The sequence below is a fragment of the Aurantimonas sp. A2-1-M11 genome (genome assembly GCF_036549475.1).
In the GTDB taxonomy this organism is placed as follows: domain Bacteria; phylum Pseudomonadota; class Alphaproteobacteria; order Rhizobiales; family Rhizobiaceae; genus Aurantimonas.
The window spans coordinates 1-17,108 of sequence record NZ_JAZHLI010000074.1; the positions used below are offsets into that span (position 1 = coordinate 1).

At 67.7% G+C, this 17,108-nt stretch carries 20 protein-coding genes and 1 pseudogene; 12 read left to right on the plus strand and 9 right to left on the minus strand.

The genetic code is table 11. The annotated features are described in order from the left end of the window. Positions 1-218: 218 nt before the first annotated feature. The 8 genes from gyrB to gndA all read left to right on the plus strand — a co-directional run bounded on the left by gyrB (position 219) and on the right by gndA (position 7,889). Positions 219-2,654, plus strand: a complete 2,436-nt coding sequence (gene gyrB, locus VQ042_RS21535) for a DNA topoisomerase (ATP-hydrolyzing) subunit B (RefSeq protein WP_331822358.1) — start codon at positions 219-221, stop codon at positions 2,652-2,654. Between the two features lie 73 nt (positions 2,655-2,727). After that, positions 2,728-2,994, plus strand: a complete 267-nt coding sequence (locus VQ042_RS21540; protein ID WP_331822359.1) for a hypothetical protein — start codon at positions 2,728-2,730, stop codon at positions 2,992-2,994. 39 nt (positions 2,995-3,033) lie between these two features. Next, positions 3,034-3,426: a type II toxin-antitoxin system PemK/MazF family toxin gene (locus VQ042_RS26105; protein WP_442880167.1), complete on the plus strand. Its 393-nt coding sequence runs from the start codon at positions 3,034-3,036 to the stop codon at positions 3,424-3,426. 103 nt (positions 3,427-3,529) lie between these two features. Further along, positions 3,530-4,006 carry a GreA/GreB family elongation factor gene (locus tag VQ042_RS21545; protein WP_331822360.1) on the plus strand — a complete coding sequence of 159 codons (477 nt, stop codon included), beginning with the start codon at positions 3,530-3,532 and terminating at the stop codon, positions 4,004-4,006. A gap of 143 nt (positions 4,007-4,149) precedes the next feature. Further along, positions 4,150-4,308: a DUF3563 family protein gene (locus tag VQ042_RS21550; protein ID WP_331822361.1), complete on the plus strand. Its 159-nt coding sequence runs from the start codon at positions 4,150-4,152 to the stop codon at positions 4,306-4,308. Positions 4,309-4,692: 384 nt separating this feature from the next. Further along, positions 4,693-5,619 (plus strand): ABC transporter ATP-binding protein, encoded by a 927-nt coding sequence (locus VQ042_RS21555; RefSeq protein ID WP_331822362.1) that lies wholly within the window; start codon positions 4,693-4,695, stop codon positions 5,617-5,619. Continuing rightward, complete coding sequence (locus tag VQ042_RS21560; RefSeq protein ID WP_331822363.1) at positions 5,616-6,377, plus strand: ABC transporter permease; 762 nt, start codon at positions 5,616-5,618, stop codon at positions 6,375-6,377. The genes VQ042_RS21555 and VQ042_RS21560 overlap by 4 nt, the downstream gene beginning before the upstream one ends. A gap of 87 nt (positions 6,378-6,464) precedes the next feature. Continuing rightward, positions 6,465-7,889, plus strand: coding sequence for an NADP-dependent phosphogluconate dehydrogenase (gene gndA, locus VQ042_RS21565; RefSeq protein ID WP_331822364.1), 1,425 nt, complete (start codon positions 6,465-6,467; stop codon positions 7,887-7,889). Between the two features lie 6 nt (positions 7,890-7,895). Here the strand turns inward: gndA and VQ042_RS21570 are convergent, their stop codons facing one another. From VQ042_RS21570 to VQ042_RS21595, 6 genes are all read right to left on the minus strand, one after another. After that, positions 7,896-9,203, minus strand: coding sequence for an arsenic transporter (locus VQ042_RS21570; RefSeq protein ID WP_331822365.1), 1,308 nt, complete (start codon positions 9,201-9,203; stop codon positions 7,896-7,898). A 39-nt stretch (positions 9,204-9,242) separates the two neighbouring features. Further along, a complete protein-coding gene (arsH, locus tag VQ042_RS21575; RefSeq protein WP_331822366.1) occupies positions 9,243-9,974 on the minus strand; it encodes an arsenical resistance protein ArsH in 732 nt (243 codons plus the stop codon). Continuing rightward, positions 9,971-10,384 (minus strand): arsenate reductase (glutaredoxin), encoded by a 414-nt coding sequence (gene arsC, locus VQ042_RS21580; protein ID WP_331822367.1) that lies wholly within the window; start codon positions 10,382-10,384, stop codon positions 9,971-9,973. Before arsC ends, arsH begins: the two co-directional genes overlap by 4 nt. Continuing rightward, a complete protein-coding gene (locus tag VQ042_RS21585) occupies positions 10,381-10,920 on the minus strand; it encodes an arsenate reductase ArsC (protein WP_331822368.1) in 540 nt (179 codons plus the stop codon). Before VQ042_RS21585 ends, arsC begins: the two co-directional genes overlap by 4 nt. Then, positions 10,917-11,267, minus strand: coding sequence for an ArsR/SmtB family transcription factor (locus VQ042_RS21590; protein ID WP_331822369.1), 351 nt, complete (start codon positions 11,265-11,267; stop codon positions 10,917-10,919). The genes VQ042_RS21585 and VQ042_RS21590 overlap by 4 nt, the downstream gene beginning before the upstream one ends. 80 nt (positions 11,268-11,347) lie before the next feature. After that, a complete protein-coding gene (locus VQ042_RS21595; protein WP_331822370.1) occupies positions 11,348-12,166 on the minus strand; it encodes a potassium channel family protein in 819 nt (272 codons plus the stop codon). Positions 12,167-12,265: 99 nt separating this feature from the next. Between VQ042_RS21595 and VQ042_RS21600 the strand changes: the two genes are divergently transcribed. Continuing rightward, positions 12,266-12,553 (plus strand): SelT/SelW/SelH family protein, encoded by a 288-nt coding sequence (locus VQ042_RS21600; protein ID WP_331822371.1) that lies wholly within the window; start codon positions 12,266-12,268, stop codon positions 12,551-12,553. A 41-nt stretch (positions 12,554-12,594) separates the two neighbouring features. On the opposite strand, the gene VQ042_RS21605 is transcribed toward VQ042_RS21600, so the two are convergent. Both VQ042_RS21605 and VQ042_RS21610 read right to left on the minus strand, forming a co-directional pair. After that, the gene (locus tag VQ042_RS21605) at positions 12,595-12,960 is read right to left on the minus strand and encodes a DUF427 domain-containing protein (protein WP_331822372.1); all 366 of its coding nucleotides are present in this window, start codon (positions 12,958-12,960) and stop codon (positions 12,595-12,597) included. Positions 12,961-13,090: 130 nt separating this feature from the next. Continuing rightward, positions 13,091-13,522, minus strand: a complete 432-nt coding sequence (locus VQ042_RS21610; protein ID WP_331822373.1) for a glyoxalase superfamily protein — start codon at positions 13,520-13,522, stop codon at positions 13,091-13,093. Positions 13,523-13,816: 294 nt separating this feature from the next. Between VQ042_RS21610 and betB the strand changes: the two genes are divergently transcribed. The 3 genes from betB to VQ042_RS21625 all read left to right on the plus strand — a co-directional run bounded on the left by betB (position 13,817) and on the right by VQ042_RS21625 (position 16,671). Then, positions 13,817-15,280 (plus strand): betaine-aldehyde dehydrogenase, encoded by a 1,464-nt coding sequence (gene betB / locus VQ042_RS21615; protein ID WP_331822374.1) that lies wholly within the window; start codon positions 13,817-13,819, stop codon positions 15,278-15,280. A gap of 111 nt (positions 15,281-15,391) precedes the next feature. Further along, the gene (locus tag VQ042_RS21620; protein ID WP_331822375.1) at positions 15,392-15,949 is read left to right on the plus strand and encodes a sigma-70 family RNA polymerase sigma factor; all 558 of its coding nucleotides are present in this window, start codon (positions 15,392-15,394) and stop codon (positions 15,947-15,949) included. Then, complete coding sequence (locus VQ042_RS21625; RefSeq protein ID WP_331822376.1) at positions 15,946-16,671, plus strand: anti-sigma factor; 726 nt, start codon at positions 15,946-15,948, stop codon at positions 16,669-16,671. Before VQ042_RS21620 ends, VQ042_RS21625 begins: the two co-directional genes overlap by 4 nt. Before the next feature lie 122 nt (positions 16,672-16,793). Here the strand turns inward: VQ042_RS21625 and VQ042_RS21630 are convergent. Continuing rightward, a pseudogene (locus VQ042_RS21630) lies at positions 16,794-17,108 on the minus strand (methyl-accepting chemotaxis protein); the annotation flags it as partial.

Genomic DNA, 17,108 nt, shown 5'->3' on the forward strand with positions numbered 1-17,108 from the left:
AATCGCCATCGCTCTCCACCATCGAAATCTCCTCCCGCAAGAATCAGAGGAGTTCGAAAGATTCAGCTCTTCAGCCGCTTGTCATCACCTTCTTCACCCGATTGCCCTGGGGTAGGGCCCGGAAACGCTTTCGTCAATGAATGAGAGACCCTATATAAAAGGGTGAATTCTGGCCGATTCGCCGTCCTTAGGCGGTCGGCTCGCGACCAAGGACCATCATGTCAGCTATCCCCGAGACCGATCCGCTAGCCAATCTTGAATACGGTGCCGACTCGATCAAGGTCCTGAAGGGATTGGACGCCGTCCGCAAGCGCCCGGGCATGTATATCGGCGACACCGACGACGGCTCGGGCCTGCACCACATGGTCTACGAGGTGGTCGACAACGCCATCGACGAGGCGCTGGCGGGACACGCCACCCATGTGACGGTGACGCTGAACCCCGATGGCTCGTGCACCGTGACCGACAATGGCCGCGGCATCCCGACCGACATCCATACGGGCGAGGGCGTGTCCGCGGCCGAGGTCATCATGACCCAGCTGCATGCCGGCGGTAAGTTCGACCAGAACTCCTACAAGGTGTCCGGCGGCCTGCACGGCGTCGGCGTCTCGGTGGTCAACGCGCTGTCCGTCAAGCTGTCGATGAAGATCCGGCGCAAGGGCAGGGTGCACGAGATGTCGTTCACCCACGGCGTGCCGGACGGCCCCCTGGAGGAGACCGGCGATGCCGGCGGCGAGACCGGCACGTCGATCACCTTCCTGCCGTCGATGGATACCTTCCAGGGCGTGACCGAGTTCGATTTCGGCACGCTGGAGCATCGGCTGCGCGAGCTGGCGTTCCTGAATTCGGGCGTGCGCATCATCATCACCGACAAGCGCCATGCCGACGAGAAGGTCACCGAGCTGTTCTACGAGGGCGGCCTGGAGGCCTTCGTCCGCTATCTCGACCGCTCGCGCAAGCCGCTGATCCCCGAGCCGATCGTGCTGTATGGCGAGAAGGACGGCATCGTCGTCGAGGCGGCGCTGTGGTGGAACGACAGCTACAACGAGAACGTCCTCTGCTTCACCAACAACATCCCGCAGCGTGACGGCGGAACCCACATGGCGGGCTTCCGCGGCGGGCTGACGCGGCAGGTGACAGGCTATGCCGAATCCTCCGGCGCGCTGAAGCGCGAGAAGGTGACGCTGACCGGCGACGACTGCCGCGAGGGCCTGTCCTGCGTCCTGTCGGTGAAGGTGCCGGACCCCAAATTCTCATCGCAGACCAAGGACAAGCTGGTCTCATCCGAGGTCCGCCCGGTGGTGGAGGGCCTCGTCAACGAGACGCTGTCGACCTGGTTCGAGGAACATCCGCAGGAAGCCAAGGTGGTGACCGCCAAGGTCATCGAGGCCGCCTCGGCCCGCGAGGCCGCGCGCAAGGCCCGCGACCTGACCCGGCGCAAGGGTGCGCTCGACATCACCTCGCTGCCCGGCAAGCTCGCCGACTGCCAGGAACGCGACCCGGCGAAATCGGAAATCTTCATCGTCGAGGGCGATTCGGCCGGCGGCTCGGCCAAGGGTGCGCGCTCGCGCAAGAACCAGGCGATCCTGCCGCTGCGCGGCAAGATCCTGAATGTCGAGCGCGCCCGCTTCGACCGCATGCTCGGCTCCGACCAGATCGGCACGCTGATCACCGCGCTGGGCACGTCCATCGGCAAGGACGAGTTCAACATCGAGAAGCTGCGCTACCACAAGATCATCATCATGACGGACGCCGACGTCGACGGCGCCCATATCCGGACCCTGCTGCTGACGTTCTTCTTCCGGCAGATGCCGGAGCTGATCGAGCGCGGCTACATCTACATCGCCCAGCCGCCGCTCTATAAGGTCACGCGGGGCAAGCAGAGCCAGTATCTGAAGGACGAGAAGAGCCTCGAGAACTACCTGATCGAGGGCGGCCTGGACGACGCCGGCCTGACGCTGGCCAATGGCGAAGTGCGCACCGGCCGCGACCTGCGGGCCGTGGTCGAGGACGCTCTGCAGGTGCGCCACATCATGGCCAGCCTGCATTCGCGCTACGACCGCAGCGTGATCGAACAGGCGGCCGTCGTCGGCGCGCTGTCGCCGGACATGGCCGACGACGCGGCCAAGGGCCCGGCCATGGCCCGGAAGATTGCCGAGCGTCTGGACGACGTGGCCGAGGAGACCGAGCGCGGCTGGTCCGGCGAGGCGGTGGATGGCGGCTACCGCTTCCTGCGCACCGTGCGCGGCGTCTCCGAGGTGCAGACGATCGACGCGGCGCTGATCAATTCGGGCGACGGGCTGCAGCTGAACCGTCTCGCGGCGCGGCTGGCGGACATCTATGTCGGCCTGCCGGTGCTGCGCCGGCGCGACACCGAGCGCGAGCTCACCGGTCCGCTGGAGCTTCTGACCGCGGTCTTCGAGGTCGGCCGCAAGGGCCTGACCCTGCAGCGCTACAAGGGACTGGGCGAGATGAACCCGGAGCAGCTGTGGGAGACCACGCTCGATCCCGAGGCCCGCACCCTGGTCATGGTCAAGGTCAACGACGCCACCGACGCCGACCAGCTGTTCTCGCGGCTGATGGGCGACGAGGTCGAGCCACGCCGCGAATTCATCCAGGAACACGCCCTGCAGGTCGCCAATCTCGACATCTGATCGGTGGGGGCTTTTCTCGACGCTGAAGCGTAGAATGCGCAAATTGCGTATTATGCGCATTGGGAGATGACCAATGGGTCTCAAGGTCTCCTCGTCAGAGGTGCAGCGCCAGTTCGGGCGGGTGCATGACGCTGCCATGAAGGCGCCTGTCGAGATCCAGTGCCACGGTCGGGTTACGGCCTATCTCGTCTCCGCCGATACCTTCCGGCAGATGTGGGAAAGTTACCGACGCTCGTTCTACGTTTCGGAACTGACGGATGAGGAGATGGCCCTCATTTCCGCAGCCAGGGTTCCGGAGGATCTCGACTGGGACGCGGACGAGCCGTCGGCGGCTCCTTGAGCAGAGCGGCTTCCCGATAGTGTCGAGCCCGGGCTTGTTCTGAAATATGAAGCGCAAAACGGTAAGGAAGGGGGCGGCAAGGACCGACCGGCCGTCGTCGTTCTATCGCGTGAGTTTGTCGCCGAGACCCTGATCGTCACGGTCGCTGCCATTACGCACTCACCTCCTCGTGGGACACAGAACTCCGTCGAGATCAGCACGACGGTCAAGCAGCGATTGGGGCTGGATGCCGACGCGTCCTGGGTCGTCACGGACGAACTGAACTCTTTCGTATGGCCCGGGCACGATCTACGCCCTCTCGGCCCGCGATACGCAGCCAGGGCCGATGACTGCTATTTCGGATACGTTCCGAACACCGTCCTGCAAAAGGTGATCCTCAGCATCGCGAAAAATCGGAGCGAAAACTGGATCAGGGCCGTGAAACGCTCTTAACATGCGCGCCTAGCCGCAACGCTGGCAGGCGCTGCGCCCGGCGGGGCGTTGTGTGCCGGCCCAGGGACCCTACATCTCCTGTGTAACAACAGGATGTGTCACGATGAGCGTTGCTTTCGTCAAGGAACCCAATGACGACCAGGTCGAGGTGCTGCCGGATCGCGATCTGGGCACCGAGCCCAATCTCGTCACGCCGCGCGGGCTGGATCTGATCGAAGCCGAGATCGCGGCGCTGGGCGAGCGCAAGGAGGCCGCGCGCCAAGCCGACGACAAGATCGCCATTGCCACGATCGACCGGGATCTGCGCTACTGGACCGCGCGGCGCACGACCGCAGAACTGATCCGGCCCCGCGATACGGGTGGCACCGCGCAGTTCGGCAGCCGCGTGTCGATCGAGCGGGACGACGGCCGCGCCCAGAGCTTTACCATCGTCGGGATCGACGAGGCCGATCCGTCGGCCGGGCTGATCTCCTATCTCTCGCCATTGGCCAGGAGCCTGATCGGCCGGACCGTCGGAGACGTGGTGCGGGCCGGACCGGCCGAGGCCGAGATCGTCGCGATCTCCGAGGAAGCCGCCTGACGCAGGCGGGGACCGGTCTTCACGTCCACGAACGTTAACGGATCCTTTCCGCGGCCGTGACGCCACGGCATGGCTGCCTTGCACGCCGCGGCATTGCTGCATTGCGGCAGAACTTCCATCTAGAGGAGGAAAGGAGACCGATCATGAACATCACTGCCAAGATCCGCGGCGCCTTCAGCCGCAATCGTCATGAGGAGCGGGTCCGCGCCTATCTGGACCAGTCCGTTTCCATGTCCGACCTGGAGCGTCGTCTCCGCGAGGTCGACCAGGGCCGCTTCGCGTCGCGCAGCTACCCCTTCTGAGACCGGCGGGAGACGTCTCCCGCCCCGAGCGGCCACGCGTGAGCGATCCTCGCGCCGCGTGACCGGGACCACCGCCCGCAAAGGACGCGCCAGCCATGGCTGCCGCGCCGTTTGCGGGCGTATTCGTCTGCGCCGTCACTCGTTGACGCTGCGTCGGGCGCCGGCCCNATCCTCGCGCCGCGTGACCGGGACCACCGCCCGCAAAGGACGCGCCAGCCATGGCTGCCGCGCCGTTTGCGGGCGTATTCGTCTGCGCCGTCACTCGTTGACGCTGCGTCGGGCGCCGGCCCCTCTGGCCAAAACCCTCCGAATGGCTATGTCGGTGGACATGCCCGGCGCATTCTCTCCGCCGGCCCGTCTCCTGCAGCGGTAAGCAAGCTTCCAATGGCACCGATCCTCTCCGTCCAGAACGTCTCCAAGACCTATAGGGGCGGCTTCCAGGCGCTGAAGAACATCGACCTGTCCATCGACAAGGGCGAGATCTTCGCGCTGCTCGGCCCCAATGGCGCCGGCAAGACCACCCTGATCTCGATCATCTGCGGCATTGCCGGCCTGAGCGAGGGCCGCATCTCCGTCGCCGGTCACGACATCGGCCGCGACTTCCGCGCCGCGCGCGCGATGATCGGGCTGGTTCCCCAGGAACTGACCACCGACGCCTTCGAGAGCGTCTGGGCCACCGTGTCCTTCTCGCGCGGCCTGTTCGGCAAGCGGCCGGATCCCGCCCATATCGAGAAGGTGCTGCGCGACCTGTCCCTGTGGGACAAGCGCGACAGCAAGATCATGACGCTGTCGGGAGGCATGAAGCGCCGCGTCCTGATCGCCAAGGCGCTCTCCCACGAGCCCGAGGTGCTGTTCCTCGACGAGCCGACGGCCGGCGTCGACGTGGGCCTGCGCCGCGAGATGTGGGAGGTAGTGCGCAAGCTGCGCGAGACCGGCGTCACCATCATCCTGACCACCCACTACATCGAGGAGGCGGAGATGATGGCCGACCGCATCGGGGTCATCTCGCGCGGCGAGCTGATCCTGGTCGAGGACAAGGCCGAGCTGATGCGCAAGCTCGGCCACAAGGAGCTGACCCTGCATCTGCAGGAGCCCATCGCGCAGCTGCCCGCCGGGCTGGAAGGCTACGACATCGTGCTCGGGCCCGAAGGCGAGACCCTGACCTACAGCTACGACACGAGCGCCGAGCGGACCGGCATCGCGACCTTGATGAGCCGGCTGTCGGAGGCCGGCATCCGCTTCCGCGACCTGTCGACCAAGCAGTCCACGCTGGAGGAAATCTTCGTGAATCTGGTGAGGGACGAGGCATGAACTTCCACGCGGTCCGCGCGATCTACTTGTTCGAGATGGCCCGCACCTGGCGGACCATCATGCAGAGCGTGATCTCCCCGGTCATCTCGACCTCGCTGTATTTCGTGGTCTTCGGCGCGGCGATCGGCTCGCGCATCACCGAGATCGACGGCGTGTCCTACGGCGCCTTCATCGTGCCGGGGCTGATCATGCTGTCGCTGCTCACCCAGAGCCTGACCAACGCCTCGTTCGGCATCTACTTCCCGAAATTCACCGGCACGATCTACGAGATCCTGTCGGCGCCGATCTCGGCCTTCGAGATCGTGCTCGGCTATGTCGGCGCGGCGGCCACCAAGTCGGCGATGCTCGGGCTGATCATCCTGGCCACGGCCGCGCTCTTCGTCGATCTGCGGATCGAGCATCCGATCTGGATGATCTCCTTCCTCTTCCTGACGGCGATCACCTTCTCGCTGTTCGGCTTCATCATCGGCATCTGGGCCGACGGCTTCGAGAAGCTGCAGCTCGTGCCGCTCCTGATCGTCACCCCGCTGGCGTTTCTGGGAGGCAGCTTCTATTCCATCAAGATGCTGCCGGAATTCTGGCAGGACGTGAGCCTTGCCAACCCGGTGGTGTATCTGATCAGCGGCTTCCGCTGGGCCTTCTACGGGACCTCGGACGTGTCGATCGGCGTGAGCCTTGCCATGACGCTGGTGTTCCTGGTGGGCAGCCTCTTGACGATCGGCTGGATCTTCCGCACCGGCTGGCGGCTGAAGAGCTGACACGCGGCGCCTGCCGCAGAACGATAATCGCATGACCTGCCCGACGCGGCGCATCGCCCGGGGCGGGATGAGACAGGAGACGTGACGATGGTTGATCGCCCGGCCGATATCGGGGTCTATGGACTGGGGACGATGGGGGCCAATCTCGCGCTCAACATCGCCGAAAAGGGCTTCAGGGTGGCGGTGTTCAACCGCACCGTCGCGAAAGGCTTTGCCCTGCGCGACGACAATCCGGGCATCGGCGACAACATCGTCCCGGCATCGACGCTCAAGGAGTTCGTCGCCTCGCTGACGAGCCCGCGCCTGGTGCTGTTCATGGTTCCGGCCGGCGAGGTCGTCGATGCCGAGATCGCCGAGGTCTCGCCGCTGCTGTCGCCCGGCGACGTGATGATCGACGCCGGCAATGCCGATTTCAACGACACGGTCCGCCGCTCCCGGGCGATCGCGGGCACCGGCCTCGACTTCGTCGGCATGGGCGTGTCCGGCGGCGAGCTGGGGGCCCGCCACGGCCCGTCGATCATGGTCGGCGGCGCCAAAGACACCTATCCGCGGCTCGAGCCGATCCTGACCAAGATCGCCGCCCGCTACGAGGGCGCGCCCTGCGTGGCCTGGCTCGGCCCGGACGGCGCCGGCCATTTCGTCAAGACCATCCACAACGGCATCGAATATGCCGACATGCAGATGATCGCCGAGATCTACGGCATCATGCGCGACGGCATCGGGCTGGCGCCCGACGCCATGGCGGCGATCTTCGCCAACTGGAACAAGGGCGGCCTGTCCTCCTACCTGATCGAGATCACCGCGGTGAACCTGGCGGAGAAGGACCCCGAGACCGGCCAGCCGATGGTCGACCTGATCGTCGACGAGGCCGGCCAGAAGGGCACCGGCCGCTGGGCGGTGATCGAGGCCCAGAAGCTGGGCGTGGGCGCCACCACCATCGAAGCCGCGGTCTCGGCGCGGGGCGTGTCCTCGCGGCGCGGCGAGCGGGCGGAGGCCAGCCGCCTGTATGCCGGCATCGCCACCGACGCGCCGGACTTTTCGGGCGACGCGGCCGGCATCGCCGAGCTGGAACAGGCGCTGGAGACGGCCAAGATCATCGCCTATGCCCAGGGCTATGCGACCATGGCCTCGGCGTCGGACGAGTTCGGCTGGAACCTGCCGCTCGGCACGATCGCCGAGATCTGGCGGGCCGGCTGCATCATCCGCTCGCAGTTCCTCGACGACATCGCCCGCGCCTACGAGACCGGCGGCGTCGTCAATCTCCTGCAGTCGCCGGCCTTCATCGGCCGGGTCGAGGCCGGCCAGACGGCCCTGCGCAAGGTCGTGGCCAGGGCCTCCATGGCCGGCATCCCGGTGCCGGCGCTGTCGGCCGCGCTCGCCTATTTCGACGATTACCGCCGGGCGCGGGGCACCACGAACCTCACCCAGGCGCAGCGCGACCTGTTCGGCGCCCACACCTTCCACCGGCTCGACAGGGATGGCGTCTTCCACCATCGCTGGCCGGCGGTCTGAGCCCGGTCAGCTGCTGCCCAGGAGCGGCAGCCAGACGACCAGCGCCAGCAGCGTCGCCAGGAGCACCGGCGGCGTGATGACCAGCCCGACCTTCATGTACTGGCCCCAGGTGATGCGATAGCCCTTGGTGGCCAGGACATGCAGCCACAAGAGCGTGGCGAGGCTGCCGATCGGGGTGAATTTCGGGCCGAGATCGTTGCCGATGACATTGGCGTAGATCATCAGCTCCTGGGTCAGCGGCGCGAGCTCCGCCCGGTCGATCGCCAGGGCGCCCACCAGGGTCGCCGGCATGTTGTTCATGACCGAGGCGAGGATGGCGGCGGCAAAGCCGCTGCCGACCGTGGCGACGACGACGCCCTGTCCGGCGAGCCAGGCCAGGAGGCCGGCGGCCAGGTCCGTGAGCCCGGCGTTGCCCAGGCCGTAGACCACCAGATACATCCCCACCGAGAACAGGACGATCTGCCAGGGCGCGTTGCGCAGGACCCGGCCGATCGGCACCACCGCCTTGCCCCCGCCGATCCAGCGGCCGGCAATGGCCAGCAGCAACAGGGCCGCCGGGCCGGTGACGAAGGCGATCGGCACGTCGAAGGGCCCGGTGGCGAAATAGGCCATCAGGAGCACGGCGAGCAGCGGAAAGGCGGCGCGGAACACCAGCGGGTCGCGGATCGCCGAGCCGGGCGGCTCCAGATCGTCGACGCGGTAGGCCGCCGGGATCGACCGGCCGTAGTAGACCCACAGCACCGCCAGCGTGGCGGCAAGGGCGACGAGGTTCACCGGCACCATCACCAACGCGTAGCGGTTGAAGCTGATGTCGAAATAATTCGCCGAGACGATGTTGACGAGATTGGAGATGACCAGCGGCAGGCTGGTGGTGTCGGCGACGAAGCCGGTCGCCACGATGAAGGCCAGGGCCGCCTCGGGGCGGAAGTCGAGCCGCAGGAGGATCGCCAGCACGATCGGCGTCAGGAGCAGCGCCGCGCCATCATTGGCGAAGAAGGCGGCGATGACAGCGCCCAGCAGCACGACCAGCGGGAACAGGCGCCCGCCGTTGCCGCCGCCCCATCGCGCCACGTGCAGCGCCGCCCAGTGGAAGAAGCCCGCCTCATCAAGGATCAGCGAGATGATGATCAGCCCGACGAAGGTGAAGGTGGCGTCCCACACGATGTCCCAGACCACGCCGAGATCGGCTAAATCGACGACCCCCAGGGCCAGTGCCACCGCCGCGCCGCCGAGCGCGCTCCAGCCGATGCCCAGGCCCTTCGGCTGCCAGATGACGAGGATCAGGGTGGCGAGGAAGATCGCGAAGGCGAGCATGGCGTTGTCCGGGACGGGAAGGAAGTGGCGGGAGGAGGCTCAGATCGAGCGCTGGTTGACCCTGAGGGAGACGGCTTCGGCGCTTTCGACGCGTTCGGAATAGCGGTCGGTCAGATAGGCCGAGCGGCCGCGCACGAGATGGGTGAACTTCACCAGCTCCTCGCACACGTCGACGATGCGGTTGTAATAGGGCGACGGCTTCATCCGCCCGGCCTCATCGAACTCGTTGAACGCCTTGGCCACCGAGGACTGGTTCGGGATGGTGACCATGCGCATCCAGCGGCCCAGAATGCGCATCTGGTTGACGGCATTGAAGGACTGGGAGCCGCCGCTGACCTGCATGACAGCGAGCGTCTTGCCCTGGGTGGGCCGCACGCCGCCGAGCGACAGCGGCAGCCAGTCGATCTGCGCCTTCATGATCGCCGTCATCGCCCCGTGCCGCTCCGGGCTGACCCAGACCATGGCCTCGGACCACATGGCGAGGTCGCGCAGCGCCTTCACCTTCGGATGGTCGGGCTCGGCACCGTCCGGCAGCGGCAGGTCGCGGGGATCGAAGGTCTTCACCTCGCAGCCGAACCAGCGCAGCAGCCGGCCGGCTTCCTCGGCCACGAAGCGCGAATAGGAGCGCTCGCGGATCGAGCCGTAGAGGACGAGCACGCGCGGCGGATGGGCCGGGTCGTCCGGCCCGGCCAGCGCCGCGATGTCGGGCCGGTGCAGCTGGTCGATGGCGATGTTGGGCAGGTCGAGGGCCGTCGCCGTCCTGTCCGTCATGAAGCCTTTCCCTCCGTCACCACTTCGCCGTCCTCCTTGGTGAACAGGCCGATATTCGGCTCGGGCAGGATCTCCAGCACCGTCTCCGACGGCCGGCACAGGCGGGCGCCCTTGTCGGTCACGACGATCGGCCGGTTGATCAGGATCGGATGCGCCATCATCGCCGCCAGGATCTCCTCGTCCGACAGTTTCGGGTCGTCGAGGCCGAGTTCGGCGTAGGGCGTGCCCTTTTCGCGCAGGAGGTCGCGCGGCTTCATCTGCATCAGGTCGAGAAGCTCGATCAGCGTCTCGCGGCTGGGCGGGTTCTTCAGATATTCGATGATCTGCGGCTCCTCGCCGGACTGGCGGATCATGGCGAGCGTGTTGCGCGAGGTTCCGCAGTCGGGGTTGTGGTAGATCGTGATGGTCATGAGGCCTCTGCTGGATTGGGGGCGGAAGCCGTTGCCCCCTCCAGCCGGCCGATGGCGCGGACTTCGGCGGTCAGGCTGCTTCGCGCCAGCGTTTCGATCGGCAGCACCGTGAAGACGGAGATGCGATTGCGCATATAATGGAGCGCACGCAGAAAGGCAGCGCGCTGCCACATTCCACCGCGTTTCTCCGCCGCCGGGTCCTCGATGCCCCAATGTCCGGTGATCGGCTGTCCCGGCCAGACCGGGCAGGACTCGCCCGAAGCGTCGTCGCAGACGGTGAAGACGAAATCCATCTTCGGCGCGCCCGGCACGGCGAATTCGTCCCAGCTCTTCGAGCGCAGCCCGTCGGTAGGATAATCGTTCTCGGCCAGGAGTTGGAGCGTCATGGGGTTGACGTCCGGCTTGGGGTAGCTGCCCGCCGAGAAGGCGCGGAAGCGGTCGCCGCCGTCCTTGCGCAGGATCGCCTCGGCGAAGATCGAACGGGCCGAATTGCCCGTGCACAGGAACAGGACGTTGAACGGATCGGACAGGGTCATCTCAAGGCCTCCTCTGCCCCGCAAGCGGGCACCAGCGCGGCAAGATCGCCGCAGAGCTCCGGGCGGCCGCCGCAGCAATCTTCCGTCAGGAAGCCGAGCAGGCCGCGCATCTCGTCGTATCGAACCGTGTAGAGGATGCGCCGCCCGTCCCGCTGCGAGCGGATCAGGCCGCCCCGTTCGAGGGCGGCGAGATGGAAGCTCATGCGGGTCGGCGGCACCGCCAGCTTGTCAGCGATCACGCCGGACGCCAGGCCCTGCGGTCCGGCCTGCACGAGGGCGCGGAACGCGGCGAGACGATCGGCATGGGCAAGGGCGGCCAGCGCCGCGACTGCTGCATCCTCTTTCATGATGTGATGCTACAAGGATTGTTGCAGGATGCAAACGGCATCGCACCGACACACGGATCGTTGCGCTCGCGCAGGGCCGGTCAGTCGCCGGGGTCGCGGATGTTGAGGCCCTGGCCGCAGGCCTTGCAGTGGACCGCGTCCGGGTCGTGGCGCTGCAGGCCGCAATTGGGGCAGGCGTGTACGACCTTGGTGGGCTTGAAGATCGCCTGGGCCAGCCGCACGAACAGCGAGATGCCGATGATCATGATAATGACCGACGTCAGCTTGCCCCAGCTGCCCGGCAGAGTGATGTCGCCGTATCCCGTCGTCGTCACCGAGGCGACGGTGAAATAGAGGGCGTCGATATAGCCCTCCAGCCCCGAGCCCTTGCGGAAGAAGGTCGTGTAGACGAAGCCCGTCGCCAGGAACAGGAAGGTGGCGAGATTGACCATGGCGCGGCCGAGCTGCTCCCAGTCCTGATGGCCCCATCGCCGCAGGGGCCGCCACAGGACGCCGCTCTGGGAAATCGACCACAGCCGGATGATCCGCAGGAAGCCGAAATTGAGCAGGGTATAGGGAAACAGCAGCGTCGCCAGGATCGCCAGGTCGAGGAGGACGAAGGGCTGGCGCAGCCACCGCAGGGGGTTGCGCGCCGCAAAGCACCGCGCGGCGATATCGGCGGCCAGAATCGCGGCGACCGAATAGTCGATGAAGAGAAAGGCCGGTTCGTCCCGCAGGATCGGGCTGAAGACGAAGAAGGCGATGATCGCCAGATCCACCAGCAGCACCGCCATCTGGAAGCGCAGCGCGTTCGGCCGGCGGCCGTGATACAGCCTGCGAAGATGGACCCGGGCCCGGGTGACACGCGTCTTCACCTTGCGGCGATGCTTGCCGGATGCGGGGCGGGCGGATTGCAGCATGGCGGCCGATCGTGAAGTCCGGGGAGGCGCTCGTGCGGGTCGGCCGGAATGCCGCTCCAGGGCGACGAGGTAGCGCAGCAGGCGAGAGGAGTACAGGCGATGAGCGACACAGCCGCGTCACCACGGATCGCGATCACCTATTGCACCCAGTGTCAGTGGCTGCTGCGGGCGGCCTGGATGGCCCAGGAACTCCTGTCGACCTTTGGCGCCGATCTGGGAGAGGTGGCGCTGGTGCCCGGCACCGGCGGGATCTTCGAGATCCGCTATGACGGCGTGACCATATGGGAACGCAAGGCCGATGGCGGCTTTCCGGAGGCCAAGGTCCTGAAGCAGCGGGTGCGCGACCGGCTGGACCCCGCCCGCGACCTCGGCCACAGCGACCGCTGACACGGGCAGAGGCGAGCCCGGCAAAGGACTCGCGGCGTCGATCAGCCGACGGCGATGGTGACCTTCTTCGGATCGAAGGCGACGTGGCCGGCGATCTCCCGCACCCCGGCATGGGGTGTTTCGTAGGCCCAGACGGCGTCGTCCTCGGCCTGCGCCTCGGCGGTGATCGACCAGTAGCGCGCCTCGCCCTTGAACTGGCAGGTCGTATGCCGCTCGCTGTCGCGCAGGAAGCCCATCTCCACCCGGTCCCTGGGCACGTAATAGACGGGCTCGTAGCCGGTCTCGTGCAGGACGAGGGCCTTGTCGGTGGAGGCGATGATCGCGCCGTGGAAACTGACGATCACGGGTTCCGATGCCGGCTCGATCCGGATCCGCTCGCGGGTGCGCTGTTCGGGGTCGATGGTCATGGTGCGTCTCCTTTGCAGGTGTTGCCCGGAACAAGCGGGGGATGGCCGCCCCGTTCCCGACCTGCGGCGAAGCGTCCAGGCACTGCGTCGCGTGCCGGGCGGTGATCCACCCGGCACGCGATTGCCCGGACTAGAGCGCGAGCTGCATATGCGGCCGGCCGTCCGAGGTCTTCTCGGCCGTGGCGCCGGCGCCGTCGATGGTGACGGTCACCCTACGGCGGAAGGCCGAGAAGCTGTCGAAGGCCACCACGTCCACCGGCGCGTCGAAATGGATCGTCGCCCGGTAGCGCCCGCTCCGGGACAGAGCGTGCAGCGCGATCAGTTCGCCGGTGAAGTCGTGGCCGAGATAGCGGCCGGCGACGGGCGAGCCGATCGTCAGCTCCGCGACGGAACGGCTGCGCGCGGCCTGCGCGCTCAGCGTGTTCCAGTCGCGAAAGCCGTGCTGGCGTGCCACCAGCTCCAGGGAGGCGCTGTGGGTGAGCTCGTGTCCGCCATCGGCAAGCCCGGCGCGCAGGCGCCTGGCCTGGGCCTTGTAGTCGGTGGCGGTGTTGGTCTGGGTCATGCCGGTCATCTGCTGAACCTTTCGAGGTCGTCGCATGCGGCGTCGTTCAGTCGGGGCTCGCGATTGCCGAAAGGGCCGCATGCCCACTCGAGGGGCGTCACGGATGTTCGGAAAGGGACTTCACCACGGCTTTCGCCCGCGAGCGGCAGGCTCCCTCGGCCCGAAGCACAGCTGGTGGGTCGTAGGTCGGCCGTCAAGTTGCCGGCCATATCGAGTGCCGAGGGGTCGCTGACCGGTGGCGCGCGCGGCGCGCGGCGGCTACAGAAGCGGCCAACCAGGAAAGAGGACGAAGCCATGCGCGCCCAGCCCAGCGGATCTCATTACATCGACGGCGGCTATGTCGAGGACGACAGCGGCGAGGCCTTCGCCAGCATCTACCCGGCGACCGGCGAGACCATCGCCGAACTGCATGAAGCCACCCCGGCTCTGATCGAGCAGGCGGTCGCCGCCGCCGCGCGCGGCCAGGCGGTCTGGGCGGCGATGACCGGCGCCGAGCGCGGCCGCGTCCTGCGCCGCGCCGCCGCCATCATGCGCGACCGCAACGAGGCCCTGTCGGAGCTGGAGACGCTCGACACCGGCAAGGCGCTGGCCGAGACCCTGGTGGCGGACGCGGCCTCGGGCGCCGACGCGCTGGAATATTTCGGCGCGCTGGCCGCCGACATCACCGGCGACTACATCGATCTCGGCGGTTCCTTCGCCTATACGCGCCGCGAGCCGCTGGGCATCTGCGCCGGCATCGGCGCCTGGAACTATCCGATCCAGATCGCCTCCTGGAAGGCGGCCCCGGCGCTGGCCTGCGGCAACGCCATGATCTTCAAGCCCTCGGAGGTCACGCCGCTGACGGCGCTGAAGCTGGCGGAGATCCTGACCGAGGCGGGCCTGCCGGCGGGCGTGTTCAACGTCGTGCAGGGCAGGGGCGCTGTGGGGGCGGCGCTGGCCGGCCACCCGCAGATCGCCAAGGTCTCGGTCACCGGCTCCGTGCCGACCGGCGCCCGGGTGATGCAGGCGGCGTCGCAGACGACCAAGCACGTGACGCTGGAGCTCGGCGGCAAGTCGCCGATCCTAATCTTCGCCGACGCCGATCTGGACGCCGCGGTCTCCGGCGCCATTCTCGGCAATTTCTATTCCACCGGCCAGATCTGCTCGAACGGTACCCGCGTCTACGTGGAGCGTTCGGTCCGCGCCGCCTTCGTGGACAAGCTGGTCGCCCGCACCAGGGCGATCCAGCTGGGCGATCCGATGCGGGTCTCGACCGATCTGGGGCCGCTGGTGTCGCGCGCCCAGTACGACAAGGTGCTGTCCTATCTGGAGATCGGCCGCCAGGAGGGCGCGACGGTCGCCTGCGGCGGCGCGGCGGCGCGTGTCGAGGGCTTTGCCGACGGCCTCTTCGTCGAGCCGACGGTCTTCACCGACGTGACCGATGCCATGAGCATTGCCGGCGAGGAGATCTTCGGCCCGGTCATGTGCGTCCTCGACTTCGACACGGAGGAGGACGCGATCGCGCGCGCCAACGCCAGCGAGTTCGGCCTGGCGGCGGGCGTCTACACCCGCGACATCCAGCGCGGCCATCGGGTCGTGGCGAAGCTGCAGGCCGGCACCTGCTGGATCAACGCCTACAATCTGACCCCGGTGGAAATGCCCTTCGGCGGCGTCAAGCGCTCGGGCGTCGGCCGCGAGAACGGCCGCGCGGCGCTGGCGCATTACAGCCAGGTCAAGTCGGTCTATGTCGAGATGGGCACCAGCGAGGCGCCGTACTGACGCAGGGGCGCGTGGCATGACAGGCGGGGTCGAAGCGTTGACTTTCGCGCGCCGGCGTTGTTCGGCTGTCTGCATGTGCGGCGAAGCAGCGAGAACCCGGCCCGGATGTCGATGAGCGCGGAGGAAGGTCGGGCCGTGCTCGTGGAACGCCTGCGCGCCGTTGCCGCGGGCGACAGCGCGGCGTTGCAGGCCGTCTACGACCTGACCTCGGCGAAGCTTTTCGGCATCTGCCTGCGTATCTTGGGGGACCGCGAGGAAGCCGAGGACGTGTTGCAGGATGTCTATCTGATCATCTGGCGCAAGGCCGACCGCTTCGACACGGGCCGGGCGAGCCCGATCACCTGGCTGGCGACGATCGCCCGCAACCGGTCGATCGACCGTCTGCGCCAGATCGGGCCGCGCCGTGCCGACCGGCCGGTCGACGGCGAATTTGAGATCGCCGACGACGGGCCCGACGCGTTCGAGATGCTGCTCCGGGCCGAGGAAGGCCATCGCCTCGCCGAATGCCTCGACGCGCTCGATGCCCGCGCGCGCGGCGCGATCACATCGGCCTTTTTCGGCGGCGCGACCTATGAAACGCTGGCCGGCGACGCGGGCGTGCCGCTGGGGACCATGAAGAGCCTGATCCGGCGCGGCCTGCAGAAACTGAAGGGATGCCTGTCGCAATGACCGCGGCGCAAGACCACGAACGGGACGATGCGGATCTGGCCGCCGAGTATGTGCTCGGCGTGCTGGATGGTGCGGAGCGTCGCGCGGTCGAACGCCAGGCGGCGACGGATGCGTCCTTTGCGAAGGAGATCGACGACTGGGCCGAACGGCTCGGGCCGCTGGGCGCTGCGGTTTCGCCGGTCACGCCGCCGGCCAGCCTGTGGCCCCGCATCGCCGGCGAGATCGACTGGCTCACCCGCCGGCCGGGGCAGCGCGCCGCGCCCCGCGGCCGCCGGGTCTCGGCGATCTGGCAATGGCTGGGCCTGGGCGGCATGGGGCTGGCCGTCGCCAGCCTCGGCGCGCTGATCCTGGTGGCGGGACGCGACCTGGCCGTGCCGCCGACGGCGAGCGGCACGCTGACCGCCACGCTCAGCGCCGCCGACGGCACGCCGCTGCTGACGGTGGTGATCGATACGGGCACCGCGGAGGCGACGTTGATCCCGGTGGTGACGGCCCAGGAGGCCGGCCGGGTACCGGAGCTCTGGCTGGTGCCGCCCCAGGGCGGCGCGCCGCGCTCGCTCGGCCTGATCGACATGACCCATCCGCTGCGGCTGGTCCTCAGCGATCCCGAATATGGCGCCGCCGATTCTGCGCTGGCCGTCTCGATGGAGCCCGAGGGCGGCTCGCCCACCGGCCTGCCGACAGGGCCGGTGGTGGCCTCCGGACCGCTGCATTCCATCTGACGCGAAGCGCTTGAAACGCAACGAACCGGCCGTCTCCTTCGAGGCGCCGGTTCGATCGTCATCCGATCGGTTTCAGCCGGTGCCCCGCGTCGCGGGGCAGGGACTGGCCGGGCGCAGGGCGCCTAGAAATCGTTCCATTCGTTGGCGGCCCGGCGGGGAGAGATACCCCCGTCGATGGTCCGCAGCTGCGGCACCGGACGGCCGGACGGCTGCGAGCCTTGGGCCGGACGCCGGCGCGCGGACTCGTCCCCGGCGCTGGTGCGGAACCTGGCCATCGCGTGGGCCAGTTCGTCGGTCTCGTTGGTCAGGGTCTGGCTGGCGGCCGTGGCTTCCTCGACCATGGCGGCGTTCTGCTGGGTGACCTTGTCCATCTGGTCGGCCGCGCCGGAGACCTCCCGCAGGCTCGTCGCCTGTTCGCGGGCCGAGGCGGCGATGGT